The organism is Texcoconibacillus texcoconensis (assembly GCF_014202575.1).
Classification (GTDB): domain Bacteria; phylum Bacillota; class Bacilli; order Bacillales; family Salisediminibacteriaceae; genus Texcoconibacillus; species Texcoconibacillus texcoconensis.
Genome location: NZ_JACHHB010000007.1, coordinates 161612 through 186898, shown reverse-complemented (window position 1 = coordinate 186898; position 25287 = coordinate 161612). Strand labels below are relative to the sequence as shown.

The window sequence follows — 25287 nt, the reverse complement described above, 5'->3', positions numbered from 1 at the left end:
CTCACGGTGGACACCCTTGCCATTCACTAACAGTTCCCACTGCCAAGCCTGTAGTGGACTTTCACCACCTAGCTGTCAGACATGCCGGGCACACCTAAAAAAACCGGTGACTAATTAATAGTCAACCGGTCTAGTTTTAATAGTATGGAGAAATCATCAAGTAAACTAATACCCCTGTCAAACTTACATATAACCATATCGGCATCGTCCAGCGCGCAATTTTACGGTGTCTTTCGTTCTCCATGTTCCATGCTCTAGCAACAGATGTTAAAGCTAACGGAACAATAACAGCCGCTAATATAATATGTGTGATCAAAATGAAATAATAAATATAAGCGAGAACACCCGTTCCTCCATATGGTGTTGATTCAGCTAAAAAGTGATGGGCTACATACGTAACTAAAAACATACTCGTTGTAATAAAAGCTGCGTAAATAAACTTTTTATGCAAATCTACTTTTCTTTTTACAATAGCGATCAATGCAGCTAATAAAAACAAAAATGTGAATGAATTAAATATTGCATTAAACATAGGAAGGATATGTACATCGAATGCGTCAAATCCTTCTACACCTGGCAGACCAGCTAATAATACGACTAAACCATTAACAATGATCGTAACAGCAATAATGAGTGGTTTATAATTTCTCTTCGTTACATTTTCTTCTTGCATAACGCTCATAAAAATGTCCCCTTCAAAAGTTATTTTCTAAAACGATTATACAATAAAAAACGACAATATGTGATTAATTTGCATATAATATTAGATGACAACTATACTTCTATTATAATAACTAAAAAAGACTGATGATCGAAGGCGTTATTGGCTGTTCAATGACTGAACTGGGGATACCTTTCCATCCCCCATAAAAAAAAAGCTGGTATTTCACCAGCTAAAATAAAGGTAACATGTTTGTTTTAAGGATGATTACACTTGCACAGACACAAAAGTCTACAAAACTAACAAATTAAATGGGACTACCCTAATCCCTATCTTCTCTTTATAGCAAGCGCTGTTCTTACGGGTTATTTTGATAATTGGTCCATAATGAACTTACGAGCTTCCTCAGGGTTTCCAAGAATCTTTTCTTCTCTTTCCTCGTCTTTTTCTAATTTCTCGAGCGACTTTTCTAAGATCGTTTCTTCGTCTTCTTGTGGCACAACGACAACCCCGTCTGCATCACCAACAATAATATCTCCAGGATTAATCGCCGTATCACCGCAAGAAATAACACCATTTACTTCTCCAGTTCCATGTTTATCGCTGGCTGCTGTTGTCGTACCTTTGCAAAACACAGGATAATTCATATCTCTAATACCTTGAATATCGCGAACAGCGCCATCGATAACGACACCTTTTAACCCTAATGTTTCTGCTAAACCGATAACAAAGTCTCCACATGATGCATTTTGCATATATCCCTTTGCATCAATAACAAGAACATCTTCTGGGTTTGCTTCTGCGATCGCTTTTAAAACCAACTTGTTGTCAGCTGCTCTCAGCTTAACTGTTGTAGCTCGTCCAGCAACAGTTAAGTCATCTTTTACCGGTTTAATTGTTTGATCGAGATTATTTAATCCTTTCAAAGCATCTGATACAGCTGTTGTTGGAACTTCCTCAAACTTTTTTACGATTGCCATAAATATTCATCCTCTCGTTACATTTTTGAAACTTCTAATGATTCTGTTAATTTAAGCCCTTTTTGTCTTTTCAACGCCTCTTCAAAACCTCAAGAACTAAAAAAATCTAACACGGTACTAACTGATATACCCGCTCCTTCCTACTTTCATTTGATCAAACACCCTCGACTGACCTTAGCATTAAACTGGTTAGTAAACCGCTTTCCACCTTTTACTAATTCAATACACACATGAATAATTCCTTTCATTTCTGATCAAAAAAATAGTTATGTTTCACCCTTACGATTGAGTAAAACATAACTACTTTTTTCGTGCGTCTAATATCAACGTGATTTTCGCTAGAAGTCTCCTTCAAATTGCGTAGCCATTAATTGGAGGGGTCACACACTTTTCGTATACCTATTCGCATAACCTGAAGCGACCAAGGATTCTGGCTTTATTTTTGCTTCCAATCCTGTCGATTGAATTCTGCTCATCATCTCCCATACGAGAAAACGTGTGCGATTCTGTTTTTCGCTCCCGATATCAATATGACCTTCCATAGTAAATGAAGCGCCATGATAAATATACGGAAGAATGATATCAATCAATTGACTTTTCTTTTCTTCAGTAAATAAATAAGCAATTTGTTCCGTTAACAACGTTTCTGTTGAGATTTTTTCTTTTAAACTTAAAAATGCTCGTGGTTCAATAAATTTGTGTATACAGGCCCAGGCACCTTTACCACGTCTTTGAATGACGATCCCGGTAACAAATACAGTCTTATTTCTAAACACTTGTGAATCTGATCCTAACATCAGTCGATAATCTGCCGTTGGTTCTTGTTTCATAAATTGTACGATTTCTTCGAAGACCTGCTCAAAATTCATTCGTCTGTTTGAAAGGTTTTGAAAAACCATTTTTTCAGGATTAACCTCTATCATTCAGCTCACCTCATGTGAGGGTTTATTGGGTTAATTTTATTATTATGATTTTTCTGTATTATATGTAACAAACATGAAAAAGAACACTTGTTATGTTGATTTAGGCAGCATGTTTCAAAACAATTTTAAGAAAAATAAACGTAAGAAAATCACGCATCTCACATAAAAACCGCTTCCTCATTTAAAAACAATAAAGAGGCATTGCCAAAATGACAACCCCTCTTTCCCTTTAGCACTTAGCCAACCACAGTACGTTCAGTGTATTGATTAATGATGCAATCAATGATTTGTTTTACTGGAAGTATTTCTTTAATTTCATGTACTCTTGAACCTGCAAATACAATGCCATTATCGATATCACCATCAACGGTTTTTTCTAATGAATCCAAAGTACAAAATTGATGGGAACAATCTTTAAGACACAAAGTACACTTTTCAATTTTCACCTTTTCATTTGCAATAATTTTATCTGTAAATTGGTTACGTATTGCCCTTCCTGGTAAACCGACCGTTGTGTTAACGAGTACTGTATCATCTTTCTCGCTGTCAATATATTTTTGTTTAAATGCAGGGTCTGCATCACATTCTTCACTCGCGACAAAACGGCTCCCGATTTGTACACCATCTGCGCCCAAATTCATCGCTTTTGTCATATCATCGCCTGTGAGAATTCCTCCTGCAGCTATGACGGGAATATCTACCGCTTCTGTGACTTCTGGTAAAATATCAAGCAATGGTCGGTCTGTTCCTAAGTGACCACCTGCTTCTGCCCCTTCAACGACAATCGCTGATGCGCCGAGCTTTTGTGAAAGTTTTGCGAGCTTTGCAGATGAGACAATAGAAATAACAGGAACACCGTATTGTTTTCCCCAAGTGTACATATCTCTAGAGATGCCTGCTCCAGAAATAATAAAATCAACTTTTTCTTCCATAGCCGCTTTAATTTTATCTGAGAAATCAGTCATTGCATATAAAACATTTACCCCGATATACCCTACGCCTTTTGTTAACTCCCTCGCTTTTCGGATTTGCTTTTTCATTTCTTCAATTGAAATCCCAGTGCCAGAAATCGTTCCAATTCCCCCTGTATTAGCAACAGCTGAAGCTAGACCACTAAGTGATACTCTTACGCCCATTCCGCCTTGAATAATAGGTACGCTAGGTTTCATGTGAGCGATTTGTAATTTTGAAATAGTCAATGAAAGTCCCCCTCATTATTGTTCAACAATTCAATCCCAACTAATACCTCATTATATCACGTGGTCTCAAAATAAAAATGTGACAACTGTCATAATCATTTTGAAAATGAACACATACAAATGAATTTCTACATAATATAACAAGAATCCACTCCCGAAATTTCATATTAAAGACGACAGATTGCATTACTAAAGTGAATTTATGGGAAATATAAAGGAGAGGTCAGATATGTTTTCTTCATTTGGTAGTATGATTGCCCCTGCGATCGTAGGCGGGCTCATGAGTGGACAACGACCTTGGTGGATTCCTGGTCCACCTCAACAGCAAGCTATGCAGCAACAGCCCGGTGTACAGCCACCGATGCAACAACCTCCCCAACAACAAGTAGGTTCCCTACCTGTCCAAGCACAACAACCAATGTATCCACCTGTTCAACCAGCACAGCAACCATGGGGTTACCCCGCTTATCCGCCACTCAGGCAACAACAATATGGTCAACAGGTAAATCCTCCATTCCCCCAACAGACTAGAATGTTTTAAATCAGTAAGCCCGAATAAAATTTATGCCACTGCTAACGTCTCAATGATTGTTGGCGTGGCTTTTTTAGTTAAAAAGGATATGTTGAAGGCCGATGTGGAATGTTAAGCACATCATTTCAATGGAGTGATTCGATGGATCAAAAAAAGAGGTATTTTATTACTTTGAACCCTGCAGAAATGGAAATCACAAATGTGCGCGATGATTCACAATTGGTTCAATATGAAGTTGAAGCGACTGAAGACGAAATTCAACAAATAAAAAAAGCCCTCGAGCGTACCGATTTCCAATTAGATCAAGTATCTAATGTTATGTATCGACATTTCGATGAAGGAAATGCTATGGAAGATGGACACGAATTTCAGCATAATATCAAAGGGATCTTTGATTTGATTTATCAATATGGTACGGAAACGACGAAAGAAGGTTTAGAAAGTTTAGGTTTAATCCAAACACTTGAAGAAGAAGATAAGCGTAATTATCATCCTGAAAGGTATACTTAAAAGGTGTCCCATTAGAAAGAGGGACACCTTTACCTTTTGTTGCTAGGTTATTTACTTTTTAAAAACGTCTTCCCTCCGCGCTGTTCAATTTTCCCTTCTTTCATGAGTTTTCCTAACGCTCGTTTAAAAGCTGCTTTACTTAGTTTGAAGGTATCTCGAATCGAGTCAGGGTCACTTTTATCACTGAAAGGCATTTCTCCTTGGTGCTCTTCTAAATATTCAAGGATGGCCTCTGCGTCTTCTTTCATTCCTTCTTGTTTTAATGGACGAAGGGAAACATTTAAGGTACCATTTTCTTTCACTTCAATAACGCGACCTTCTACCCACTGACCTAAACGAGGTTCTTCTTTGCGCTCTGATTGATGAATAAACCCACGATACCCTTCTTCTGTTAATATAAATGTACCTATTTTCGTCGTACGGTAAACTTGTCCACCAATGGTTTCATTCTTTAGCGTATCAGGAGCTTTATCACTTTCATCTACAACAATATCTTCTGTCACCGGCTTAGCTAATAAACGTCCTTTTTTATCTAATGTAAGCGTCACGAAAAGTTCATCACCTTGATCAGGCCAAACCTTCTCTAATAAAGGTAATTCGTCTTTTGATACAAGGATATGTTTTTGAATACCAATATCCACGAAGACACCTAGATTTTTTACCTTATCAACAACTTTCACCCAATCATATGTCCCAATTTCCAGCTCTGGCAACGCCATTGTTGCGACGAGCTGTCCTTTCTTATCTTGGTAAAGAAAAACATCAACCGCTTCTTGATCAGCAAGTTCCTTACTCGCCTCGTTCATATGTAAGAGCACTTCCTGTTTTCCGTCTGTTAATACATAGCCTGTTTCGATTTTACGTGCGACAGTTAGATTTTCAATATAGCCTGCTTTTAAATAACTCATGATTCATCCTACTTTCTTCAGTAAATTACATCATTCTATTTGTTAATTTTTCGTTGTTCATTATACCTTATTCCTCTAATGAATGAAAAAGTTAACACGAATGAACTCATCAAAATTGTTCGTTTACAGTAATTTACTGCAAACATTTAAACGTTTGTTTAAATCATGAATATTCTGTCTTTTTGTCGGAATATGCGCTTACCAGGGAAATAATAGAAAAAATAAAACATGCATTCCGCTGTAATCAACGAAACACATGTTACGTGTTAAAGTGGCTTTCATTATCGTTTGTTGACTTCAAAATTATCTTTCAAAAGAAGCCAGTTTTGGGGAAATTCCCATCCTAATACCCAATAATAAAATCCACGAAGGTCTAGTTCTTTAACGAGATCAAATTTTGCTTGAATACTTCTAGCATCCTCAAACCAAACTTTGTGTTCATTTCCTTCATTATCGTAATAATTAAAATGTGGCGACTGTGCTTCTTCATCATATTGTATCTCTGCTTGATATTGTGCAGCTAATTCAATCGCTTCTTGATGATCGATTGCTTTCGCTTGTGTTTCTCCTTCTACAAATGGAAGCGTCCAGTCATACCCGTAAAGAGGAATGCCCATCATGATTTTATCATTTGGCATCTCTGAAGCTGCGTATTCAATCACACGTCTCACTTCATTTAACGGAGCTACAGCCCTAGGTGGTCCACCAGTCCATCCCCATTCATAAGTCATGATAAAGATAAAGTCCGCAATCTCTCCGTGTGCTGCAAAGTCATGTCCTTCGTAAAGAACCCCTTCCATTCCTGGCTCTGTTTGTGGAGCTAACGCGCTTGAGAGATAATATCCTTTTTCATCGAGTCTCTGTCTTGCTTTTCTCATTAATTGATTATACTGCTCACGATTTTCGGCACCGAGGTATTCTAAATCAAAATCCAATCCTTTATACCCTTTTTGGTCCATAATCGAAATGGCCTCATCTAACATCCGGTTTTGCAAATCTTCATTTTGTAAGACCGTTGTTGCCAATTCTGTGCTAAATCCACCTTCTTCAATATTCGTAATGACCATTAAAGGAACAACATTATGATCGTTTGCTGTATTAATAACCGGTTCATCTTCTATTGGATTGAGTGTACCATCTTCATTTAATTCATAGCTGAAAATTTGAATGTACGTTAGAAATTGCGCGACTTCTTGAACAACTTGAGGAGAATCTTCAGCGGTAATTTGCAAATCAACATAAGCTCCAACATCTACTGCTGGTTTTTGACGATGTTGATCGGGGACATACAGTTTTGAACCAAATGGCATATGGTGTCGATAAGGGGTTCGGTTTAATGGGATGATATGTTCTGGAGGTGTTTGATACCTGTCACTGATTGTTTGTACACTCTCCCCTGGTTGTAGCCAGTGAAAGCGTCCTTCAATCGGAATCACAAGCGCTTGACCGTTTACAAGTTGATCGGGATTTGGTAATTGGTTTGCTTCAGCAATCGTTTCATGAGATATATTGTAGTTTTGTGCAATCCCCCATAATGACTCACCAGGAGAAACAACATGAATTTGCACGTTCTCGCCCTCCCCATTATTTAATTTCCTCTAGCAACGTATTCAATGGACAATAGATGAATGACCAATAACACGATATATGGTAAGCCCAATTTCTGTGTCACAATTTCTATCACCAATAATTCACTAACATATTGATTTTTTCACCGTAAAAAATAATCACGAAAGGAGCTGATATGATGGGACGAGCAAGAAAGCAAAAAACACGCGACCGAAATAAACAAGACCTTCCGCAAACACCAAGAAAAGATATTGTCACAGATGATCAAGATCTAGAATTAGCTAAAGAATTAGATAAACAATATGATCTTAAATCTAAACCGGGATTTTCCCCAACGGAGGCGATGAAGGAAAAGGATGATTAAAAGAACTGTTCATTAGAAAGTATTACCTGTCTACGCCGTCCAAAATGTCTCATAAAATATGCCCAGTACAGAAACGAACATTTGTTTCTACCTGGGCATTACATGCCATTTATTAATGAAACATTCTACTTACATAAACCCAATATACGGTTTACGCACAAGTGTTGAATGAACATAGTTGATCATCGTAATGTAATCAAATACAGGTAATCCTACAGCATCTTGAATCGATCCGGCATATGGTGGGAGGCTACTACACTCTAATAAAATCATTTTTACTTCCGGGTTTTCTTTAACCATTTTCTGTACTACTGAAACGACTTCATTTTCAATCTGTTTAGGATCTAATTGCCCTTTCTCTTCATGGGCCGCTTGACTGAAGTGTACTTGATCTTCCATCCCTTCGATACAAAGAGAAACAGACGGTTTAATTCCTAAATTTTTTAGCAAATCCTCTTCGAAATAATCAGCGTGGCTGCAAACAATACCGATCTTTTCATTTTTACGAAGCATTGAAGACATAAATGGAAGTTGTAAGAGGCTAGACATAAATACGGGGACGTTAAGTTCATCAGCAATCTGATCCTGATACATAGCTAAGTACCCACAATCGCCTGTAATGGCTTTGACTCCTTCTTTTACGAGTTGATGTCCTGCCTCTAAAATCGGATCGATCATTTTTGGATCTTTTTGTAATAATTTATCGAAAGTAAAGCCTTCGATCCGTTGAAACCTTACAGGGAATTGATAAGTTGTCGCGTTTCCGACATCACCAGGAATAAAAGGCGTAAACGTTTCTAATAGTAAAATACCGACCGACTCTCCATAACTGACCTGCCCTTTATTCGCTTTCAACATCACCTAAACGTCCTCCCAAGTTAGGTACCTCTTTTTTAAACAACGTGCCAAGTCCATCTTGTGGCTTTAATCCATCGGCCAACCTTAATGCTTCCCAAAAACTGACTTGGTTAGCCGTTAACACAGGTTTTTGAATGTTGGTTTCAATGTCTTCAATCCAAGCTGCTGAGTGTAAGGCTGTATCAGGGATGAATAATGCATCAGCATCCTTACAATCGTTGTCAACGGCCCACTGTAGGACTTCTTGTTTATTCAAAGTTCCAACTTCGGCTGCAGTAATAATTCCTCTACTCGCATATTGAATGACCTCAATATCAAATTGTTCTAAAAACCTCCTGAACAACATCGCAACATCTTTCGGGTACGTAGCTGCGATTGCGACACGTTCGGCTCCGATCGCTCTAGCTGCACGTATAAATGCGAGCGCTGTTGTTGATGCTGGAACATTTAATTGATTCTCGAGGGTCGTGATTTGCTTTTTTATCCCTTCCAAACCAAGGACAAAACTAGCACTCGTTGATGTCCAAAGCACTGAATGAACGCCTTCACCAGGTAATTGTTTTGTTCCTTCGATGATGCGTGGTGTACTCCCCATTTCTGATAGCGCCTCAACCGTGTGCGCATCCTCATCAAATGTTGTATGAACAAGTTTAACGTCTACAGGTTGATCTACCATTTGACCGAGTCGTGGATAGTCATCTTCTGCAGCATAGCCGGGATATAAAAATCCGACTTTCACCGGGTCAGCATTTCGATCCATTTTCAGCCCCCATTTCTATAAATGAATCATAGCCATTTACATAGATTTTATTAAAAAAGATTAATTTTCATAACTAGATGACATAAAATGTGCACAAATGTTGATGAGAAATTTTACTTTTCCAAGAATTGCTGTCAACATAAGTGTATCGCTTAGTAACCATCGCCTCTAAACCCAAAAGAAAGTGTTGTGTTTGATGTATGAAAACGATAAAAACTGGCATTTTGGTGATAGGTTCAGGGGCTGCGGGGCTTTCAGCAAGCGTATATGCAGCTCAATATACCCATGAAAACATTCTGGTGATTGATAAAGGTGCTGTTGGTAAAAGTGGATCAACAGTAGGAGCTGTTCAGATTGCTAGTTTAGGGTCTTGGTCTCACCAAGATGATCATGAAGAAGCGTTTTTACAAGACATTGAAAAAAGCGGTCGTGGTCTGAGTGATCCTTCGCTTACAAAATCAATCGCTGATGACATTAGACAAAGGTTAAAAGAGATCACCGATTGGGGACTTAAACTTGATAAAAATGAAGAACAAGAAGTTGCTGTTTATGAAACATCAGGCCACTCTTTCTCTAGATCTGTCAGTGCACGTAAAGGTAAAGCAGGACTCGGGATTTTACAAACATTGATAAGAAAAGCAAACGCAATGAATCACATTGACATGTGGAGTGACGTCATCACCTTACAACTAGTAAAATCAGCAGGTCGCATCATAGGAGCGGTCGTATTAGATCAACGAACAAATGAACCTTACTTGATTCAAAGTCAGGCTGTGATCCTTGCAACAGGTGGAATCGGTCAGTTGTATCCGATCACTAGCAACCCTGTTCAATCAACAGGAGATGGTTTTTCTTTAAGTTTACAAGCGGGTGCTCAGCTTATTGATATGGAGCAGATTCAATTCTACCCTGTTAGTATGATCGCACCTCAATCAATTGCCGGATTATGTATTAGCTTTTATCACTTCTCTAAACTTTACAACCGTGATGGCGAGAGATTTATGAAACGTTATCAACCTGATTATTTAGAAAACACAACAAGAGATCAACTCTCAATCGCCATTGGAAAGGAAGTTGCTGCTGGCAGAGAAACTGACCATGGTGGGGTATGGCTTGATGCTTCCGAAGTCATTGAAAATGTGAAACGTCAATTCCCTCATGAATATGATTTATGTAAAGACAGAGGGATCGACCTATCAAAACAACATGCCGAAGTAGGTCCTGCTGCGCATTTTATGATGGGTGGGGTTAAGATCAATTCAAATGCCTCCTCATCTATTCCCCGTTTATTCATCGCAGGTGAAACTTCTGGTGGTCTACATGGTGCGAACCGCCTTGGTAATAACGCCTTGTCAGAATGTCTCGTGTTTGGTGCAAGAGCAGGGATTGAAGCAGCACGTATCCTAGAGGAAGAAACGCCCGTCGACCACCAATCTTTTGCTGATTATGAATTGGGTTGGGCAAAGCGCCTCTTAACTTACATTCATCAACCTCATTCAAGTAAATCTATAAAAAGACGACCTTACGTCATAAAAGAGAAGATTCAAAGTGTATTAGGAAATTACGTTGGCGTCATTAGAACCAAGGATGGACTTTGTAAAGCACAACAAGACTTAAAAGAGATACAAGAACAATTGTTCGAAACGCGGGTCGCAAATCCTGATGCTTATTCAAGGGATATCCTCGATTTTATAGAAGCGAGCCACATGCTTCAAACATCATTAGCGATTGTGAGATCTGCGCAAATGAGAACGGAGAGTCGCGGTGCTCATTATCATGTAGATTACCCTGAACAAGAGATAGACACTTATCATACGTGCATTCAGGTGGAAAATGAAAACATGAAACTTTCTAAGAAGCCTGTAAAAGGAGTTTAAAATGAAAAAACTACTTGTAAACATTCAACGGTCGGGTGATCAACAAGAAGTGTTTGAGGTTGAATATCAGCCAGGAATGACGGTCTTAGATGTTTTAGAACGCATTTACCAAAAGCATGATCCTAGCATTGCTTACCGTTTTTCTTGTCGCACTGGTTTATGTACGACATGTATGATGATGATTAATGGAAAGCCCGGACTTAGCTGCCTCAAAATGGCGTCTCCTGATGATGGCATCCTTCATTTAGCGCCTCTGCCAAAAGGAGAAACTGTGAAAGACTTAGTGAAAAAAATGTGAGAAATTAAAGATTCTATGACGCTAAAAACAAGTGAAAAGCTGCCTACGATGAGATGCTACTCATTAAGGCAGCTTTGATTTTCACACGAACGTGTACTAATAACCACGCGCATTTTTCATCGCATCAGAAATACCATCTTTATCAAGAGATAACTCCATAAGTCCGATTTGTTCTTCATAAACCTCTTCTTTTACTTCGCTTTTGATTTGATCTTCTAAAATATGATACACAGGAACACCTAATGAAACACCTGCTAAGGGACCTGCGTAAGTTGGATCACCAACGGTAACTGTTTCCGCAAAGATTTCTGCACTTTCAGGGTCTGGCGATCCTAAAATGACCACAACATTTTCAGTACCATACGCCTCTACTGCTTTTTTTATTTCTCCTTGGACCACCTGGTCCATCGCTCCTGCTGCAGTTCAAACAAAACAAGCAGTATCTTTATATATGATTTGTGTATCTAAATTTTTCAAACATTCCTCAATAGCAGGAGCGGGTACACCATCTCTTTCCCCAAGAATAAATACTTTTTTACCAGCTAACATGAATCAACACCCCTTTCAAAGATTTGTTCAACCTTTACATACCTTCTTTTATCAAGTTTTCTACATCTTCTTTTGTCAACTCATTTCCTGAGATCCTTTTTACTTCAGTTCCGTCTTTAAATAACAGAAAAGCAGGTAACCCCATTACACGTAAATCAATACATAAACGGCGATTTTCTGCACTATTTAACTTGACAACTTTGACAGCATTTTCATAATCCTTTGCTAACTCCTCGACATCAGGAAAAAGGTTCAGACATGGTTGACAGTTAGGCCCCCAAACATCGACGACAACAGGCCTATTTGAATTCAACACTTCTTGATCAAAGTTTTCTTTATTAACTTCCATCATCGTCATGACCCCCTTCATTTTTCTCAATTAGAAATGACATCCCATCTGACAGTGTCGTCATTTTTCCTAGAAATAGGCTGCCTTTACCTATAAACATGGCATTATTTATTTCACCATTCATAATCATATCTCTTGCATGACCAAGAAACGGAATAGCTGAAGCGATATGACCTTGTGTTGGTGAAAACCCTAGCATTCCGTATTTGTCTTCAAAAAAGGGGACGTCTTTTTTATCAATTTCTCCTTTTAAAGCTGCCATAGCTCCGATAATTCGATAATTTCCTTTCGGTACATTGCCATTACCATTTGGTTCAGTTACATCTGGATTGTGCATCTCAACGGCATATTTATCGATATCAGTAATTTTTTTATTCAGTTGTTGTAGCGGCTGACTCACGAGCGCTTGATAAATCGCTTGAGTAGATGAACCGGCAGAAATATCATGCTTTCCAAACGCATCCGTCCTAATCTTAGGACTTTCACCATCATCTTGACCAACTAATATTGCGATTGCTCCCATTTGATCTTCGATAATCGGCATATCTTTTGCTAAATTCCCCGCAAACTTCATTCCTAATTTTGCTAAACTTCCTCCCCCTACAATTAAAACCTCTTTAGAAAAACCTGACTTCACAAAACTTGATGCGATGGCAACTGCATGAGCAGGCGCACAACAAAAAGATTTAATATCTGAACCTGAAGCATTGGTGCAATCTGTATGGGAAGCGATCGCCTTGGCCATATTTCCTCCCCCTCGTTGGTACCGATCACCAACCGCTTCTTCATCACAACCAAGTACATAACCAACATCTTCAGGACAAACCTTGAATGATTGAAGGGCATGTCGCATAGCGATAATACCAGATGCTTTGTTACTTAAATTTTCGAGCATTGTGTGTGCTGATAGTACGTGATCTTCATCATGACCATCTTCAACGAGCCCGATTAACTTTTCTGTTCCATCTTCTTGAACATATAAAGGGAGTGCTGATGAATTTTCAAGCTTTTCCTTGATTTGAGAATGAGCTACACCGTCCCCTAGCGACGCTAAATCACTTTCTTTAATGAGAGGATGTTGAGCTAACATCGGTTTGACATCATTGGTTAAAAAGTTTTCATCTAAAGATATGAGTTGAAATTCATCAGCGATTTTCAGCCAACCATAAAACTCGACTTCTGGTGTAATTTCACCAGATTGACTAAATCGGTTAGCATTTGAAAGATGCGTGTTCGTCCATGGGCGTTCGTAAGTTTTTAGCGAATCAGGCCTTTCATTACCGATAAACACTTGATTTGGAAGGTAAGCAACTGCATCATGAAAACTTCTTAACCCTTTTTGAATGTGCTCAATGTTCTCTTTGTTTTTGTTAATCTCGCGTGTCGGTTTTGAACCGTAACGTACTAAACTTGGTGTATGGGTAATGACAAACGAAGCCCCTTTAACTACAGGTGTTGTCATACTCTAACCTCCTTTCTTTATTTGTTCATTTAAATTTTCGACGTAATGCTGTGCAGACTGGGCAGCAATACTTCCGTCTCCTGTTGCAGTAATAATTTGCCGTAATGATTTCTCGCGTACATCTCCTGCTGCAAAGATGCCTTCTAACTTTGTCTGCATTTCTTCATCGGTTTCGATATACTTGTTTTTATTTGTGATACCTAAGTTTTCAACACATTCTGTTAAGGGATCCATGCCAATGTAAATGAATACACCGTGACATGGGAAAGTACTTGTTTCACCCGTTTTCGTATTTTTGATAAGCACACTTGAAACCATCCCATCGCCTTGAATCTCTTCTACGGTATGGTTCCAAATAAAATCTATTTTTTCGTGATTAAATGCTTTTTCTTGTAATATTTTCTGCGCTCGTAATTGATCTCGCCGGTGAACGATCGTCACTTTACGAGCAAATCTCGTCAAGTAGAGGGCCTCTTCTACTGCTGAATCTCCTCCCCCTACAACGACAAGTTCAAGGTCTTGAAAAAATGCGCCGTCACAAACTGCACAGTAAGAAACACCCGCTCCAGATAACGCTTTTTCCCCAGGTACACCAAGCATTCGATGTTTTGCACCTGTTGTTACGATCACTGATTTTGCATGATAAACCTGATCGTTAATTGTGACTGATTTATACGGAAATCCATCTTCAATTTTTTTAATATCTCCGCGAACATAATCTGTTCCAAACTTTTTCGCGTGATCAAACATTTTCTGCGAAAGGTCAGGTCCAAGAATATGATCGTATCCAGGATAATTTTCAATATCCTCAGTTTTAGCCATTTGGCCACCAGGTAGCTCTTTTTCAACCATTAATGTCGTCATATTTGCTCGTGAGGTATAGACAGAAGCGGTCATTCCCGCTGGACCAGCACCAGCGATCAACACATCATAGACTTTTCCCCATTCTTTACTCACAACCTCCTCCCCCCTTCTCGGGTTTTAAAAAGACTCGCTTACTCTTTCACTTCAAATATTGTCGTTTCTTCAATGTTTGTCTTTAAACTATCCAAAGCAATTCCTACGCGGTGATGACGTAGTTTTCTTTGCTCAGTCTCTGATAGCAATGGATCACCTAACGGGTGGGGAATCGCAACAGTAGGAACAATGCGATTAGCTCCAATTGTCTTTGCAATCGACACGATATTAGCCATTTGAACAACGGGTATCCCCATTCTTTCAATTTCCTTTGTGATCGTTGCCCCGCAACGAGTACATGTTCCTCAGGTGGAAGTGAGTATAACTGCATCTACTCCTGATTTTTTTAAATCTTCTGAAATTTCTCCACCCATTCTTGTTGCTTCTGCTTCTGTTGTCCCAGTTCCAACCGTTGTATAGATATCATTGTGAATCTCACCGATCTTACCTTCGCGATCATATTCACGCAATACGTCCAAAGGAACGATAACATTCGGATTTTCGTTTGCAGCAGATGGGTCAAATCCACCATGAATCGTCTGCCATTCACCCTGCATGAGTTCATTTAAACCAGAAATGTCATATTGCCCCCATTTTGTTGCTGAAGCGGATTGGATTCCGTCAGGATTGCCGTCAGGAACAATCCCCCCTGATGTCACGATCGCAATTTTACTTTGACTTAAGTCGGAGATTGGCTCAGCAGGTGGAACACCTTTCAGTGAAGGCATGGGAATTTCCGTTTCATATTCATCACCATTAAGCTTTTTGAGCAACATATCAACGGCACGTTCTGCTGAAATGACAGGTGGCTTATGAAACGTTTCTAGGCGAACACCACGCGGAAAATACCCTTCTTCTTTCGCGGATAGATGTTCTTCACCGTTCATGGTTCTTTTCATGAAATTGGCGACGACTGGCAAATCTTTACGCATATGAGCGGCACTATTCCCACCTGAAAAAATATATATTTGATCCCGGTAGATAGGCACTGCAGGGTTTTCTTCATACATGCTCGTGATCGCCGGTACACCGAACCTTTCTTGAACCGCTTGACAAATTGCACCACATGCAAATCCATACCGACCTGCATTAAAAGCAGGACCAGCCACAAATACATCAAAGTAATGATCTTCTAAGTCGTGCAAAATCTTATCAATTGCTTTTTCTTCATTTGAAGCAAAATAGTTATCACCACAAATAATCGTATGCGTAACCTCAATGTCAGGGTCTAATAAATTACTTAATAAAAGACCAGGTCCAAGGACTCCTTCTCGTATTTCTGGTTCATAGTCAGCACTGGCTTCGCCACCAATTTGACCAAAGAATTGATTAATATAATAAATCGCTTTTTTCATTCTATTCACCCCCTAAAACTCAACAACGGTTTTATAATGATTACCAGCGTTCGCATCTGCACCGAATATGCCGTTATTTTCCATGACGATCGATCCATCTTCTTTCACACTGCCGTCCCAACCACCAGAATTTCCATCTCTCGCTAAAGATTCAAGGTCACCAATTACCGTTTCCATTGGTTCTAAATGAAGGACTTGCGAAACATTCCCAGTCGATACGAGGGCTGTAGCTTTCGTGGATAAGTCAACGAAAGGTTGCGAGCGACCGTCTCTCCCTGTACATTCATTTGTCATCCCGACTGTTTGAATTTCAGCATCTTCTAATTCTTCAATTACTTTGATGAAATCTGTATCAGGATTTCCGTACCCTTCTTCACAAATAATCGCCCCATCTGCGCCTAATGATTTCGCTAGTTGGCGGACCAGTTTCGCTGAACGTTTTTTGTGTGCCATTTTTACATTTAAATTTGAAACAATCACCCCTAAAAAATTGATTGTTTCCCCGTGTTCTCTCATTAATGCTTTCACAGTCGCATTATTTGCATGGTGATACGTAGATATTTTTGACGAAGATGGCATAAAACTACCCGAAACAATCGCGCCATCTAAAAGTTCATTCGGGTGAAGTAAAGTAGGTAACAAGTGACTCGTATCCCAACCATACAAAAGACTGTTGTATCCATCTTCGATCATTTGCGATTGCACCTGAAGTACATAAACAACACTTGGTAGTTTTTGTACTTCTTCATTTCTCTTCGTCACCGGTTGTGAGTGGTATTCTTCAATATCTTCTGGGGTCATATTTTTCACGCTTTTTCCTAAATATTCAGCTAGACGCATGCAAGCAAATCGCAACGCTTTGTTTTTCTTCTGTTGTTGATCTTGTTCAAAGGTTTCGTTGGTTTCAGCTACAAGGCAGATATTTAACGTTTGTGAAAATACTGTTTGTTCCGCGCCGAGGCCACTCATATCAATTAAACCATCTTGAAAACCGCCCCATTTATTTCCGACAGCTAAAACACAACTTCCTCGTAACGCATGCGTACGCCCCTCTCCTAATGTACCGATAGGATGAATCGTACCAGGGTATAATGAACCGTTCGAGACTTTACACCTTGGTTCAACAGCCTCTTTGACAGGAACAATTCTTTTTGACTCTCCAGGTCTTGCAATAACGAGATCAGCATACGTGATCTTTTCATCTTCATAAATCTCACTTAATGCTTCTCGTTTATTAATCGATAGTATCCCGTGTTCGTAAAACGTTTGCTCACCAAAAACGATATCCTGAACGTGAAAATTTCCAATTTCGAGTTTCATTTTCCTCCCCCCCCTTTTTCCACAAAACGAAATTGGTCATCAAGATTATTAATTAATCATGATGAATCGCTTTTCTGATTCCATTTTATGCAGTGAGTAATTAAAAATTGATTTATAAAATCATCATGATGATGTCCTTTTTAAAAAAAATGGGCGAGACGCCAACAAAAAGACTGACACACGTAAAAGTCACATGTGTCAGTCTTTTAAAATGGAAGGTGTCTTAAATTGAAAATGCTGAGCATTTAATACGATATCACGTATGTATTTCATTGTGACATTTGTAGCTTCATCTACTGTATAAGATCTTCTGTTATTAAGCATCATGATATGCATACCTTGCCAAATTAAGATACAAAACTCATTAATGTCTTCAGCATGTTGCTCTTTAATATGGCCCGAGACAATACATTCTTCTAGTGCGATAATGCCCCGCTTTGATAAACTAGACTCTAAAAACATCGATTTTAATTCAAGCGGTAAATTCACTAATTCGGTTGGAAATGTATCGTAGTATTCATCAATTAACTTTTTTGGCGTTTCTCCCCCTAAATCGGATGTAAATATTGCGTGATAAATCTTCGGTTCTTCAAATGAATATTTACAAAAGCATTCCCATACAAGCAAAAATCTTTCAAAAGCATTCTCACCTACTTCGATAAATTTAGGAAGAGCTTCAACATACCTTTTTAAATATTTCATTGCAGCAAAGAAAATAAGATGAGAAACTTCTTTGAAGTAGTTATAAATCGTTGCACTATTATAACCTGCTATATCTGCAACCCTACGTATCGTTACATGTTCTATTCCTTCTTCTTCGATAATTTGGACGGTTGCATCTATGAAATAACTTCTCATACGAATAATTTGAATCTCGCGCTTCTCCATAGTACGATTCCTCACTTTCCATTAATTGACGAGATTGACCGGACTTTGTTTCAAATATAAAAAATGCATACCCATTTATTTGGACATGCATTGTTCATCGTTTATTCATATGATGTTTATATATATTATATGTTCTATTGATACTTACGTGCCTCAGTGGTTATCAAATCGTTCTTACAACAAGTAACACACCGGCTAAAACGACCATTATGAACAAACTTGCAGTATCTATCCTTTTCCAACTTAATTGACGAAAAGTCGACCGCTTCGTACCGGATTGATAGCCTCTTACCTCCATGGCATTCGCCATATCTTCAGCCCTGTTTAACGAACTTGCAAAAAGCGGAAGGAAGATCGGGACCAATGTTTTCATTTGCTGTATAAGAGACCCTTCACCAAATTGCGTACCTCTTGCTCGTTGCGCATCCATTATTCGCTGTGTTTCATCCATTAGATTCGGAATAAAACGTAACGATATCGAGAGCATTAAGGCCAATTCATCAACGGGAACTTTTAGTTTTCGCAACGGACGTAATAAAGAACCTATGCCGTCGGTTAAGTCAATCGGTTTCGTTGTGAGGGTTACAACTGTTGAAAAAAATATAATGAGGACAAAGCGGCAAAAAACATAAAAACCATTAATGATGCCGTATTCGGAAATCGTAATCGGTCCCCAGTCAACAAAAGTTGCTCCACCTGTTCGAAAGAGCATCTGCATAAGTGTAGCAAACAATATCAACCAAATGAGCGGTCGGACCCCACGCACATAAGTGCGAAAGCCTACCCCAGATAGACGCATCACAAACAGTGTAAACACCCATAGTAGTGCAAATGCTTGTAGACTATCAGCTAAAAAAATAATGAAAATAAATGCGACCCCTGCTATCAACTTTGACCTTGGATCTAATCGATGAAGCCAGGAGTCACCAGGAAAATAGCGGCCTAGTATTAATTTATTCACGCAAGACCCACCTTGATTAACGCTTCTACTAGTTCGTTTTTTGTTAAGCATATATTGGGAAGCTTAACCCCTGTATCTTGTTCGACCTTTAATTGAAATCGCCGTGCATTCGGAAGTTCCAAGCTCCATTTCTCTAGACGTTGATCATCGCTAAAGAAATCGCGTACCTCTTCATGCATGACAACACTTCCATTTTCCATGACAATGACTTCATCAGCGTAATGAGCGACATCTTCCATGTCGTGCGTGACTAATAATGTAGTCATTTCCTTTTTGCGGTGCCAGTTCAAGATAAGTGACATGATTTCTGCTTTTCCTTTTGGGTCAAGACCAGCTCCTGGTTCATCTAGAACAAGAATATCTGGGTTCATCGCTAAAATACCTGCTATTGCTACGCGCCTTTTTTGACCACCAGAAAGAGAAAACGGCGATTTCGTTAATATATCTTGCTCTAAACCGACTTGCTCAATGACATCACTTGCTAATTTTTTTGCTTCTTCAAACGGTACACCGAAATTGATCGGTCCAAAACATATATCTTGTAATACCGTTTCTGCAAACAACTGTGATTCGGGAAATTGAAAAACCATACCTACACGTTTACGTACTTCCTTATAAACATGTTTATCATTTTCCTTTTCAATCACTTGATCACCAATATGAGCTTGTCCTTGTTTAGGAACAAGTAACCCATTCAATACTTTCAGTAAACTTGATTTCCCTGATCCTGTAGGGCCAATCACTGCTGAAAAAGTACCTGATGAAATCGCGAGGTTGACAGATTGTAATACAAACGATTGACGAATTGGCCCCAGTTTATAATCAGCGGCCACATTATGAAACTTTACTTGCATAGCCATCCCAACATTTCTCGTTCTGTCATATATGTTTCTGGAACAGAGCGCCCCTTCGCCATTAAATCTCGTCTCAATTGTTCAGCAAACGGTGGATCGATCGCTTGCTCCGCTAAAAATATCTCCTCTGGGGAACCGCTATTTACTACTTCCCCAGATTCCATCACTAAAACGCGGTCTGAAACAGCTGTCTCATTTACATCATGTGTAATCGAAATAATCGTTAAATCTTCCGTTATTTTAAGATTTTCTAATGTTTCTAATAGATCTTTGCGACTTAACGGGTCTAACATGACGAATGCTTCATCCAATAATAAAATACTAGGTTTCAAAGCAAGGGCACCTGCAATCGCAACTCTTTGCATTTGTCCCCCCGATAAATTGGTCGGTTCATGAAATCGAAACCTCGTCATATTGACCATCTCAAGTGCTTCATCCACTCTTATTTTCATTTCATTGTACGACATATTCAAGTTTTCTAATCCAAAAGCGACGTCATCTTGCACGGTAGAACCTATAAATTGGTTCTCTGGATTTTGAAAAACTAAACCGATTTTACGTCTAATTTCCCACTTTGTGTCCTCCGTCATAATCAATCCATCAGCGGAAATTTGACCATTCTCAGGTACTAGCAATCCGACTAATAATTGAGCTAATGTTGATTTACCAGAACCATTATGCCCAATTATTGCTAACCACTCCCCTTTTTGAACAGTGAAAGAAACATTGGACAACGTTTTTGAATTTAGTCGTTGATCGTGTTGAAAAGTGAGGTTTTCTACTTCGAGCTGTTGTACCACCTAAGATGCTCCTTCCTTTTCTAAATAAGTACCGCAACAATGAGTAATGAAACACTAGACCCATTAACAATGACTAAATTTTTGACTGCCACTTCAAAAGTTTCTTCTTTTGTTTGTTTCCGATTAAATAATCGAACGTGTTTATATACCGGATATATCACGATAAAAGTAAACAACATAGCTAAAGGTAGGATGTTTAGAAATACTGCAGTAACAATCGATAAAAAGGAAGCGATATAAAGAATGTTAAAAAGGGTGATTGACCTCTTTTTTCCTAAATAGAATGGCAATGTGTAACGGTGGTTTGAAATATCCTCCTCTAAATCACATATATTATTGGCTAACATTAAATTTGCGATCGTGAACACGCAAGGTAATGAAATTAAGAGGATTTCAAACATTAAGAAGAGATCTACTTGAAAATGGACCATTTGTGATGCCCAAGTAATTTGGGCAATCCCTTGGTCGAAAGCATTTACATAAATAATCAAAAAGATTATGCCAAACCCCATTGCTCCCCCAGAGAAAACTTCTCCAAGCGGCATTCGTGATAAAGGAATCGGCCCAAACGTATAAAAAATACCAATAGCAAAACAGACTAAACCGATCAATAAAACTAACAAGTCGGTTCTAACAGTAAGCCATATCCCTAACAATGCAGCTGAGGTTAAAAGAGTATAAATCGTCGTGACAACTACACGCTCTGGGATTGCTTTCTGTCCAATAATATTACGTTTCGTTTTATATTCAGCGTTTGTAGCTTTTCGGTAGTCCATATAATTGTTAATAGCTGTCGTTGTTAAATCAAACAAAAACATCGACATAAAGAAAATCAATGTATTTACAGGTTGAAATGCTTCAAATCGATAGATAACAAATAACAACCCTATTAAAAACGGAAATAGACTAGCGATTTTTGTTTTTATTTCTACAAGTTTCAAAAATGTACTGATGGTCATCGTTACATTCCCCTCCTCTGCTAAAAAGCAAGTCAGTCTATAAGCTCGTAATCTTTATGTCGCAACTGAAAATCATCTACTGCTCCTGACGTTGTATAAACTTCTTTATCACGAGTAACGAAGATGCCATCGATTTCATTCATTTCCTCAATAAACTCCAATCCATCATACAACCCTTGGGCAAATGCCATTGTTGATAGAGCATCTCCATCAATCGATTCATCTGAAATGACCGTGACACCTGCGAGTTCATTCATAAAAGGATATCCGTCAGTCGGACTGAGGAGATGGTGATAATTCTCTCCGTCTTCTTCTAGCACCCGTTCATAAATCCCTGATGTGACGACAGATTTATCTTTGACATCGATCGTACCAATAGATTGCCCGCGGATAGCTAGAGGGTCTTGAATCCCTACTGACCACGCTTCTCCATCATATTTGTCTCCCATAACAACAATGTTTCCACCTAAATCTATGATTGCTTTTTCTACACCATTTTCCTCAAATAACTCAGCAACTAAATCAGCAAAATACCCTTTTGCAATACCACCTAGATCTAACATCATCCCTTCTTCTTCTAAATAGACCGTTTGTTCTTCGTTATCCGTTTGGATTTTTGTATGGTCTATCAGTGGTAAGACGTCATCGATCTCCGATTGTTCTGGTTTTCGGGCATCTTCAAAGCCAATATTCCAGAGCGATGTCAAAGGTCCAATAGAGATATCAAACAATCCTTCTGTTGTTTCAGCATGCTTAATCCCTTCTTCAACAAGGGTAAATACTTCATCAGAAACTTCTACTGGTTTTTTACCTGCATTTTGATTAATTAAATCAACTTCTGAGTTTTTCTCATTCATTGCTGTGATATCTGAATATTCCTCCATTTGCTCAAAGGCGATATCTAAAAATTCTTCTTTTCCTTCATCAAAAATCTGCACGCTCACATTTGTTCCCATTACAATTTGCGATTTTTGATACGGTTCTCCAAGCTGTCCATCAGCTTCATTAGCTGTGGACTCACTACATCCTGTAGCGATAATAAGAGTACCAACTAACCATGACCAATGTGATTTTTTTCTCATAGATGCAAAACCTACCTTTAAAATATAAAATTTTTTAATTGTACTAACTACTCGTAATTTTTAAAATATAATAAATTATACACTTTCTACATGTGACAAACCTCACATTTTCGTTCAGTATATCACTCATAAAATTATCTGTCTATGTGCTTATATCAAGGTGAAATATGTACTAAACCCCTTCATAGCCTAGTTTATAAGCCCTCTTTTTCTTCTACTTAATAATCATGACAAAATCATGAACCTCTATGTACATTACGTTGTTACCATTTAGTGAAAATTGTAGACAATATTTTTCATAATAACTTGTTACTATTTGGTGAAAAAGGTAGACAATTTTTTTTCACATCTGTACAATTTCAATTGTTCGTTGATTCACAAGAATTTTTAACTTCAAGATCAAAAAGGGGAGTGAAAATATGGCAGGTAAGAACATTGTCATCGTTGGTGCTGGTTATGCTGGTGTTTCTGCAGCAAAAAAATTAGCCAAGAAATACAAAAAAGATGATTCCGTTTCTATTACGCTAATAGATCGTAATTCATACCACACAATGTTGACAGAACTACACGAAGTTGCCGCGCATCGAGTAGAACCAGATGCCGTTCAACTTGATTTACGGAAACTTTTTAACAGGACAAAAGTGAATTTAGTCACAGACAACGTCACCCATGTAGACTATGAAAGCCAGAAGGTGATGACTGAACATGGTTCGTTTGAATTCGACCATTTAATCTTAGGGATGGGTGCTGAACCAAATGATTTTGGCACACCAGGTGTAGAAAAACACGCATTTACCCTCTGGTCTTGGGAAGATGCCGTTCAACTACGCGAACATATCGAATCAACTGTCCAAAAAGCTGCAACGATTCGAGATGAAAAAACGCGACGAGCAATGCTAACTTTCTCAGTTTGCGGTTCCGGGTTTACGGGAATTGAAATGGTTGGGGAGTTGGTCGAATGGAAAAAGCGTTTAGCTAAAGATAACAAAATTGATGAAGATGAGTTCACATTACAAGTGATCGAAGCTGCTCCAACGATTTTAAACATGCTCGAGCGAAAAGATGCAAATAAAGCTGAAGCATACTTACAAAAACATGGTGTGCAAATTATAAAAGATTCCCCAATCGTTCAAGTAAATGCTGAATCATTTGAATTAAAATCCGGGGAAACGATCCCAACACATACTTTAATTTGGACAGCCGGTGTACAAGCAAACTCAGATACAAAGGATTATGGTTTATCAAAAGGAAGAGCAGGACGTTTAAATGTTAATGGGTATATGGAAGCTGAAGGCCTCGATAATGTTTATGTTGTCGGTGATTTAGCTTACTATGAAGAAAATCCAGGAGAACCGATCCCGCAAATTGTTGAAGCTGCAGAACAAACAGCTCACACCGCTGCAGAAAACATCATTGCTGACATTAACGGCGGTGAGAAAGTTGAATTTAAAGGAAACTACCACGGTGTCATGGTTTCCATTGGTAGTCGTTACGGCGTAGCTGACTTAAATGGTATTCATTTAAGTGGTTGGTTTGCTAATTTTGTTAAGCATCTTGTTAATTTGTTTTACTTCTTCACGTTGAGAAGTGGCTATTATATGGTTCAATATGTAAAACATGAATTTTTCCATACAAAAGATAAAAGAAATATTTTCAGAGATATGCCGTCTCGCTATGGTAACGCACTCTGGAGTGTTCCTTTACGATTGTTTGTCGGTGGATTCTGGCTTTATGAAGGCGCAGCAAAAGCTTTTGGAGAAGATTCGTGGATTACAAATAACGTAGTAAACATGCCATTTGATTGGTTACATTCAGATGCGACAAGTGGCGCATCTGAATGGGACGAAGGTGATGCGGCAGCCACTATAATCAGTGAAATGCCTGGTTGGTTTGAAGGAATTATGAAAATAATGATACCAACGCCTGAAATTGCTGTCATGATGCAAAAGATCGTCGTTATTGCTGAATTAGCTATTGGTTTAGCACTCATTTTTGGTATCTTTACATGGATAGCAAGTTTTATAAGTGCCAAGTTTATTGCAATGTTTGTATTAACAGCAATGCTCGGCTGGGATCAACTTTGGGTATTACCTGCATCTATTGCTTTACTAAACGGCTCAGGACGTACATTAGGCTTAGATTATTGGGTCATCCCTGGCCTTCGAAACAAATTAGGCAACTGGTGGTATGGGAAAGAACGTGCAATATATACCGATAAAACCAGTATTAAAAAATAACTGATATTGAAAAAAATCACAACTGCTCGTTGGTTCTTCTAATACACTAACGAGCAGTTTTTGAAACTATTAAAT

Annotated in this window: 26 protein-coding genes; 6 read left to right on the top strand and 20 right to left on the bottom strand. The window is 38.6% G+C overall.

Going from position 1 to position 25287, the window contains the following annotated elements; genetic code table 11:
- Nucleotides 1-136 precede the first annotated feature (136 nt).
- The 4 genes from HNQ41_RS09515 to HNQ41_RS09500 form a co-directional block, all read right to left on the bottom strand.
- Nucleotides 137-682: a DUF420 domain-containing protein gene (locus HNQ41_RS09515; RefSeq protein WP_246421578.1), complete on the bottom strand. Its 546-nt coding sequence runs from the start codon at nt 680-682 to the stop codon at nt 137-139.
- A 344-nt stretch (nt 683-1026) separates the two neighbouring features.
- The gene (locus HNQ41_RS09510; RefSeq protein ID WP_184664186.1) at nt 1027-1641 is read right to left on the bottom strand and encodes an RraA family protein; all 615 of its coding nucleotides are present in this window, start codon (nt 1639-1641) and stop codon (nt 1027-1029) included.
- Between the two features lie 380 nt (nt 1642-2021).
- Nucleotides 2022-2564 (bottom strand): ribonuclease H-like YkuK family protein, encoded by a 543-nt coding sequence (locus tag HNQ41_RS09505; protein WP_184664185.1) that lies wholly within the window; start codon nt 2562-2564, stop codon nt 2022-2024.
- 236 nt (nt 2565-2800) lie between these two features.
- Complete coding sequence (locus HNQ41_RS09500) at nt 2801-3733, bottom strand: NAD(P)H-dependent flavin oxidoreductase (RefSeq protein ID WP_184664196.1); 933 nt, start codon at nt 3731-3733, stop codon at nt 2801-2803.
- A gap of 259 nt (nt 3734-3992) precedes the next feature.
- Here HNQ41_RS09500 and HNQ41_RS09495 point away from each other — a divergent pair, with 259 nt between their 5' ends.
- A complete protein-coding gene (locus HNQ41_RS09495) occupies nt 3993-4304 on the top strand; it encodes a hypothetical protein (RefSeq protein WP_184664184.1) in 312 nt (103 codons plus the stop codon).
- A gap of 132 nt (nt 4305-4436) precedes the next feature.
- Complete coding sequence (locus tag HNQ41_RS09490; RefSeq protein ID WP_184664183.1) at nt 4437-4805, top strand: hypothetical protein; 369 nt, start codon at nt 4437-4439, stop codon at nt 4803-4805.
- Between the two features lie 47 nt (nt 4806-4852).
- Here the strand turns inward: HNQ41_RS09490 and HNQ41_RS09485 are convergent, their stop codons facing one another.
- Nucleotides 4853-5713 (bottom strand): CvfB family protein, encoded by an 861-nt coding sequence (locus HNQ41_RS09485; RefSeq protein ID WP_184664182.1) that lies wholly within the window; start codon nt 5711-5713, stop codon nt 4853-4855.
- Nucleotides 5714-5994: 281 nt separating this feature from the next.
- Nucleotides 5995-7281, bottom strand: a complete 1287-nt coding sequence (locus HNQ41_RS09480; protein WP_184664181.1) for a glycosyl hydrolase family 18 protein — start codon at nt 7279-7281, stop codon at nt 5995-5997.
- A gap of 179 nt (nt 7282-7460) precedes the next feature.
- On the opposite strand from HNQ41_RS09480, the gene HNQ41_RS09475 reads away from it, so the two are divergent.
- Entirely contained in the window at nt 7461-7646 is a 186-nt protein-coding gene (locus HNQ41_RS09475; protein ID WP_184664180.1) for a YfhD family protein, read from the top strand.
- Nucleotides 7647-7775: 129 nt separating this feature from the next.
- On the opposite strand, the gene HNQ41_RS09470 is transcribed toward HNQ41_RS09475, so the two are convergent.
- A complete protein-coding gene (locus tag HNQ41_RS09470; RefSeq protein ID WP_246421593.1) occupies nt 7776-8504 on the bottom strand; it encodes an aspartate/glutamate racemase family protein in 729 nt (242 codons plus the stop codon).
- The gene (locus HNQ41_RS09465) at nt 8488-9264 is read right to left on the bottom strand and encodes a maleate cis-trans isomerase family protein (RefSeq protein ID WP_184664178.1); all 777 of its coding nucleotides are present in this window, start codon (nt 9262-9264) and stop codon (nt 8488-8490) included. The genes HNQ41_RS09470 and HNQ41_RS09465 overlap by 17 nt, the downstream gene beginning before the upstream one ends.
- Before the next feature lie 200 nt (nt 9265-9464).
- On the opposite strand from HNQ41_RS09465, the gene HNQ41_RS09460 reads away from it, so the two are divergent.
- The gene (locus HNQ41_RS09460) at nt 9465-11141 is read left to right on the top strand and encodes an L-aspartate oxidase (RefSeq protein ID WP_184664177.1); all 1677 of its coding nucleotides are present in this window, start codon (nt 9465-9467) and stop codon (nt 11139-11141) included.
- A gap of 1 nt (nt 11142) precedes the next feature.
- Nucleotides 11143-11439, top strand: a complete 297-nt coding sequence (locus HNQ41_RS09455) for a 2Fe-2S iron-sulfur cluster-binding protein (protein ID WP_184664176.1) — start codon at nt 11143-11145, stop codon at nt 11437-11439.
- A gap of 96 nt (nt 11440-11535) precedes the next feature.
- Here HNQ41_RS09455 and grdA read toward each other — a convergent pair whose 3' ends face one another.
- The 12 genes from grdA to HNQ41_RS09395 all read right to left on the bottom strand — a co-directional run bounded on the left by grdA (nt 11536) and on the right by HNQ41_RS09395 (nt 22975).
- Nucleotides 11536-11988 carry a glycine/sarcosine/betaine reductase complex selenoprotein A gene (grdA, locus tag HNQ41_RS09450; protein ID WP_184664175.1) on the bottom strand — a complete coding sequence of 151 codons (453 nt, stop codon included), beginning with the start codon at nt 11986-11988 and terminating at the stop codon, nt 11536-11538.
- 34 nt (nt 11989-12022) lie between these two features.
- Nucleotides 12023-12340 carry a thioredoxin family protein gene (locus tag HNQ41_RS09445; RefSeq protein WP_184664174.1) on the bottom strand — a complete coding sequence of 106 codons (318 nt, stop codon included), beginning with the start codon at nt 12338-12340 and terminating at the stop codon, nt 12023-12025.
- Complete coding sequence (gene grdC / locus HNQ41_RS09440; RefSeq protein ID WP_184664173.1) at nt 12327-13799, bottom strand: glycine/sarcosine/betaine reductase complex component C subunit beta; 1473 nt, start codon at nt 13797-13799, stop codon at nt 12327-12329. Before grdC ends, HNQ41_RS09445 begins: the two co-directional genes overlap by 14 nt.
- Nucleotides 13800-13802: 3 nt before the next feature.
- A complete protein-coding gene (trxB, locus tag HNQ41_RS09435; RefSeq protein WP_184664172.1) occupies nt 13803-14756 on the bottom strand; it encodes a thioredoxin-disulfide reductase in 954 nt (317 codons plus the stop codon).
- 38 nt (nt 14757-14794) lie between these two features.
- On the bottom strand, nt 14795-16111 hold the full coding sequence (locus HNQ41_RS09430; protein ID WP_184664171.1) for a glycine/betaine/sarcosine/D-proline family reductase selenoprotein B: 1317 nt from the start codon (nt 16109-16111) through the stop codon (nt 14795-14797).
- 12 nt (nt 16112-16123) lie between these two features.
- Nucleotides 16124-17431 (bottom strand): glycine/sarcosine/betaine reductase component B subunit, encoded by a 1308-nt coding sequence (locus tag HNQ41_RS09425; RefSeq protein WP_184664170.1) that lies wholly within the window; start codon nt 17429-17431, stop codon nt 16124-16126.
- Nucleotides 17432-17629: 198 nt separating this feature from the next.
- Complete coding sequence (locus HNQ41_RS09420) at nt 17630-18319, bottom strand: TetR/AcrR family transcriptional regulator (RefSeq protein WP_184664169.1); 690 nt, start codon at nt 18317-18319, stop codon at nt 17630-17632.
- Between the two features lie 163 nt (nt 18320-18482).
- On the bottom strand, nt 18483-19280 hold the full coding sequence (locus HNQ41_RS09415; protein ID WP_184664168.1) for a CbiQ family ECF transporter T component: 798 nt from the start codon (nt 19278-19280) through the stop codon (nt 18483-18485).
- The gene (locus HNQ41_RS09410; protein WP_184664195.1) at nt 19277-20134 is read right to left on the bottom strand and encodes an energy-coupling factor transporter ATPase; all 858 of its coding nucleotides are present in this window, start codon (nt 20132-20134) and stop codon (nt 19277-19279) included. Before HNQ41_RS09410 ends, HNQ41_RS09415 begins: the two co-directional genes overlap by 4 nt.
- Nucleotides 20125-20934 (bottom strand): energy-coupling factor transporter ATPase, encoded by an 810-nt coding sequence (locus tag HNQ41_RS09405; protein WP_184664167.1) that lies wholly within the window; start codon nt 20932-20934, stop codon nt 20125-20127. Before HNQ41_RS09405 ends, HNQ41_RS09410 begins: the two co-directional genes overlap by 10 nt.
- Before the next feature lie 20 nt (nt 20935-20954).
- Nucleotides 20955-21893: a 1,4-dihydroxy-2-naphthoate polyprenyltransferase gene (menA, locus tag HNQ41_RS09400; protein WP_184664166.1), complete on the bottom strand. Its 939-nt coding sequence runs from the start codon at nt 21891-21893 to the stop codon at nt 20955-20957.
- A 32-nt stretch (nt 21894-21925) separates the two neighbouring features.
- Nucleotides 21926-22975, bottom strand: a complete 1050-nt coding sequence (locus HNQ41_RS09395; RefSeq protein ID WP_184664165.1) for an FAD:protein FMN transferase — start codon at nt 22973-22975, stop codon at nt 21926-21928.
- Nucleotides 22976-23394: 419 nt separating this feature from the next.
- Between HNQ41_RS09395 and HNQ41_RS09390 the strand changes: the two genes are divergently transcribed.
- On the top strand, nt 23395-25212 hold the full coding sequence (locus tag HNQ41_RS09390) for an FAD-dependent oxidoreductase (protein ID WP_184664164.1): 1818 nt from the start codon (nt 23395-23397) through the stop codon (nt 25210-25212).
- Nucleotides 25213-25287: the final 75 nt, after the last annotated feature.